Genomic DNA, 3,880 nt, shown 5'->3' with positions numbered 1-3,880 from the left:
CTTCCGATCTCCCCGGCCCCCGCGGCCCCCGCCGACGAGCTCGCCGGCGCCGTCCTCGTCTCCGAGGAGGCGCTGGTCGAGCAGACCTTCGCCGAGCTCGGCGTCCCGGCGCCGCTCGCGGCCTCGCTGGCCGACCGCGGCTTCGAGAGGCCCTTCCCCATCCAGGCGGTGACGCTGCCCCACACGCTCGCGGGCCGCGACGTCCTCGGCCGCGGGCGCACCGGCTCCGGCAAGACCCTCGCCTTCGCGCTGCCGCTGGCGGCGCGACTGGCCGGCACCGCCGGCCAGCAGGCTCAGGGCGGACGCCGGCCCGCCGGCCGCCCTCGCGGGCTGGTCCTCGCGCCGACCCGCGAGCTCGCCACGCAGATCACCGCGACGCTCGAGCCGCTGGCCACCGCGGTCGGGCTGAAGGTCACGACGATCTTCGGCGGGGTGCCGCAGGGCCGTCAGGTGACCGCCCTCCAGGCCGGTGTCGACGTCGTCGTCGCCTGCCCGGGGCGGCTGGAGGACCTCATCGGCCAGGGCTTCCTGCGCCTCGACGAGGTCGAGGTCACCGTCCTCGACGAGGCCGACCACATGGCCGACCTCGGCTTCCTCCCCGGCGTGAAGCGCCTGCTCGACCGGACCCCCGCGGGCGGCCAGCGGATGCTCTTCTCCGCGACGCTGGACAACGGCGTCGACGTGCTCGTGCGCCGCTACCTCGCCGACCACCTCACCTTCGCCATCGACCCGGCCACCTCGCCGGTCGTGGAGATGACCCACCACTGGCTGGCCGTGCGCGACGCCGAGACCAAGGCCGAGGTGGTGCGCACCCTCGCCTCCGGCACCGGGCGCCGGATGATGTTCCTGCGCACCAAGCACCAGGCGAAGAAGCTCGCGAAGCAGCTGACGGCGCAGGGCATCCCCGCGGTCGACCTGCAGGGCAACCTCTCCCAGAACAAGCGGCAGGAGAACCTCGCCGCCTTCTCGTCCGGCGACGTCAAGGTGCTCGTCGCCACCGACATCGCGGCGCGCGGCATCCACGTCGACGACGTCGAGCTCGTCGTCCACGTCGACCCGCCGACCGAGCACAAGGCGTACCTGCACCGCTCCGGGCGCACGGCGCGCGCCGGCTCGGGCGGCGACGTCGTCACGCTCGTGCTGCCCGAGCAGAACGGCGACGTGCGCACCCTCGTGCGCCTCGCGGGCATCGCGCCGGCCAAGCACGACGTCGACGCCGCCTCGCCCGTGGTCGCCGACCTCACGGGGCCGGTGGCCCCCCACGTCGAGCCGGCTCCGCCCGCGCCTCCGCAGCAGCCGGCCGCCGGGGGCGGGCGTCGCCGCGGCCGTGGTGGCGGTGGCGGTGGTGGTCCCCAGGGGCAGGCCCAGGGGCAGGGGCGGAGCGGTGGCGCTCGCCAGGGCTCGGGCCCCGCGGGCGGCCGCGGGCGCTCCGGCGGAGGCGCGGGTGGCGGCCGTGGTCGCGGCGGCTCCGGCTCCGGAGGGGCGCCCTCGAGCTGGTCGTCGTCCTCGCCCGGCTACGGCGGCGGCTCGTCCTCCGGCTCGGGCCCCGCGTCCCGGCCGCCGGCCCAGCGTCGCTCCGTCGTCGACGTCTCCCGAGCGGGCGGCGGACGCCGCGGCGGTCGCTGACGCCCCCTCCCTCACGCTCCTCGACGCCCGGCCGCGACCCCTTCGCGGCCGGGCGTCGTCGTCCCACCAGGGGCCCCCGAGCTGTGGAGGAGGCGTCGGCTTCGGGGGAGGGCCTCAAGGGGTGAAGGAGGCGTCGCTTTCGCCGGGGAGGGGCGGGAGCCGCGTCAGGCGTCGCCGACGAGGCCGGCGACGACCTCGGCGGACAGGCCCACCAGCGGCAGCCCGCCGCCGGGGTGGCTGGAGCCGCCGACGCAGTACAGGCCCGGGAGCGCCGTCGCGTTGGCGGGGCGCAGGAAGGCGGCCCGGGCGCCGTTGCTCGAGCTGCCGTAGATGGACCCGCCCACGCTGCCGGTCAGGCGCTCGAGGTCGGCGGGGGTGCGGACGCCGCGCCACAGGACCCGGTCGCGGACGTCGAGGCCGCGCTCGGCCATGACGTCGAGCACGTGGTCGGCGTAGCGCTCGGCGAGCGGTACGCCGTCGTCGCCCACGGCGTCCCAGTCGACGCCCTCGCGCGGGGCGCCGGGCCGGTGGCGGGGGGCGTTGACGAGCACGAACCAGGCCTCGGAGTCCTCGTCGGGACGCGTCGCGGGGTCGTCGGGCGCGCTGACGTAGACGGTCGGGTCCTCCACCGGGACGGGCGCGCCGCGGTGGCGCCCCGTGCCGGAGAGGGCGTCGAACTCGGCGTCGTAGTCGGCGGGGAAGAGCACCGTGTGGTGCTGCAGGTCGGGCGTCCGGCCCGACAGGGCCAGCAGGAGCACGAAGCCGCTCGCGGACGGCTCGGCCAGTCGCAGCCGGCGGGCCCCGCGACGGCGCACCCGGCCCGGCGGCAGGAGCGCGCGCCCGCCGGTGCCGACGCCGTAGAGGGCGGCGGTGTCGCCCGCCATGACGACGACGTCGGCCGCCACCTCCTCGCCGCCGACGAGCCGGACGCCCGCGGCGCGCCCGCCCTCGACGAGGACCTCCTCCACCGCGGCGCCGCAGCGCACCTCGCCGCCGAGGGCCTCGACGCGCCCGGCCATCGCGAGGGCCAGGCGGCGCAGGCCGCCGCGCACGTACCAGGAGCCGAAGGCCTGCTCGACGAACGCGGTCGAGGCGAGGGCCGCGGGCGCGCGGCGCGGGTCGGAGCCGGAGTAGGTGGCGTAGCGGTCGAGCATCGTCCGCAGGTGCGGGTGCTCGAGGAGCTGCTCGCCGAGGCGGCGCAGCGACGTCGTCGGCGCGATCGTGGCGAGGTCGCGGCGGCGGCGGGCCAGCGGCAGCAGCGTGCGCAGACCCCGCAGCGGCGAGGTGAGGAACGGGCCGCGGGAGAGGTCCCAGATGCGGGACCCGCGCTCCAGCAGCCGGAGCCACTGGTCGCCGGCGCCGGCGCCGAGGGCGTCGTCGAGGGCCCGGCGCAGCGCGCCCCGCGAGCCGGCCGGCAGGTCGAGCACGGTGTCGTCGGCGAAGCGGTAGCGCGCCGCCGTCTCGAGGGGCACGAGGTCGACGCACGCCTCGAGCTTCTTCCCCGTCTTGAGGAAGAGGTCCCGGTAGACGGCGGGCAGCGTGACGAGCGAGGGCCCGGTGTCGAAGCCGAAGCCCTCGTGCTCGACCCAGCCGAGCTTGCCGCCGACCTCGTCGGCCGCCTCGAGGACGACGACGTCGTGGCGGCGGCGGGCCAGGCGCATGGCGACGGCGAGCCCGCCGGCCCCCGCGCCGACGACGACGACGCGGGCCATCAGGCCAGCCGACCGCCGATCGAGAAGTCCTGCAGCCCGGCGGAGGAGGTGACCGACAGCGTGAGGAGGTCGGCGGCGGCGGGCCCGCGCGTGTAGGTCGTCACGACGGCGCCGTCGACGGCCGGGGGCGTCGTCGCCGTGAAGCCCTGCGCCGTCAGCGCCTGCGTGTAGAAGTCGACGACCTCCTGCGGGCTGCGGGAGGTGCGCCCCGCCAGCGCCACCGAGCGGCCGCCCTCGTCGCGGACGACGTTGGACAGGGCCACCTCGGCGTCGGGCAGGAGCGGCACGACGTCGAGGGGGAAGCCCTCGACGACCTCGCCGACGGCGACCTCCTCCGTCGACGTGGCCGAGGGCGAGGCGCTCTCCGAGGGGGACGCCGACGGCGTCGCCCCCGTCTCCGTCGCCTCGACCCCGGTCGGGCCCGTGCTGGTGCTGGGGCTCGCGCTCGGCGCCGACGCGGAGGAGGCCGCGGGGTCGGCGGAGGGCTCGCGCCCGTCGGTGCAGCCGGCCGCGCCGACGAGGGTGACGAGCAGCACCGCCGG

General features: G+C 77.7%; 3 protein-coding genes. 1 reads left to right on the top strand and 2 read right to left on the bottom strand.

From position 1 onward, the window contains the following. The first annotated feature begins 72 nt into the window (after positions 1 to 72). Positions 73 to 1,626 (top strand): DEAD/DEAH box helicase, encoded by a 1,554-nt coding sequence (locus tag HLB09_RS14135; RefSeq protein WP_344554081.1) that lies wholly within the window; start codon positions 73 to 75, stop codon positions 1,624 to 1,626. Between the two features lie 164 nt (positions 1,627 to 1,790). Here HLB09_RS14135 and HLB09_RS14130 read toward each other — a convergent pair whose 3' ends face one another. Both HLB09_RS14130 and HLB09_RS14125 read right to left on the bottom strand, forming a co-directional pair. Further along, a complete protein-coding gene (locus HLB09_RS14130; protein ID WP_171203982.1) occupies positions 1,791 to 3,338 on the bottom strand; it encodes a phytoene desaturase family protein in 1,548 nt (515 codons plus the stop codon). Then, positions 3,338 to 3,880 (bottom strand): hypothetical protein (locus HLB09_RS14125; RefSeq protein WP_171203981.1); only part of this gene is annotated, 543 nt, incomplete at its 5' end. The genes HLB09_RS14125 and HLB09_RS14130, both read right to left, overlap by 1 nt.

Source organism: Pseudokineococcus marinus (assembly GCF_013004605.1).
Classification (GTDB): Bacteria; Actinomycetota; Actinomycetes; order Actinomycetales; family Quadrisphaeraceae; genus Pseudokineococcus; species Pseudokineococcus marinus.
Note: the sequence above shows the minus strand (reverse complement) of the source record. Positions and strands in the feature narration are given on the sequence as shown.

Bases quoted from the DNA above. Each gene is read 5' to 3' on its own strand.
- HLB09_RS14130 (WP_171203982.1), bottom strand. From the start codon at position 3,338: ATGGCCCGCGTCGTCGTCGTCGGCGCGGGGGCCGGCGGGCTCGCCGTC.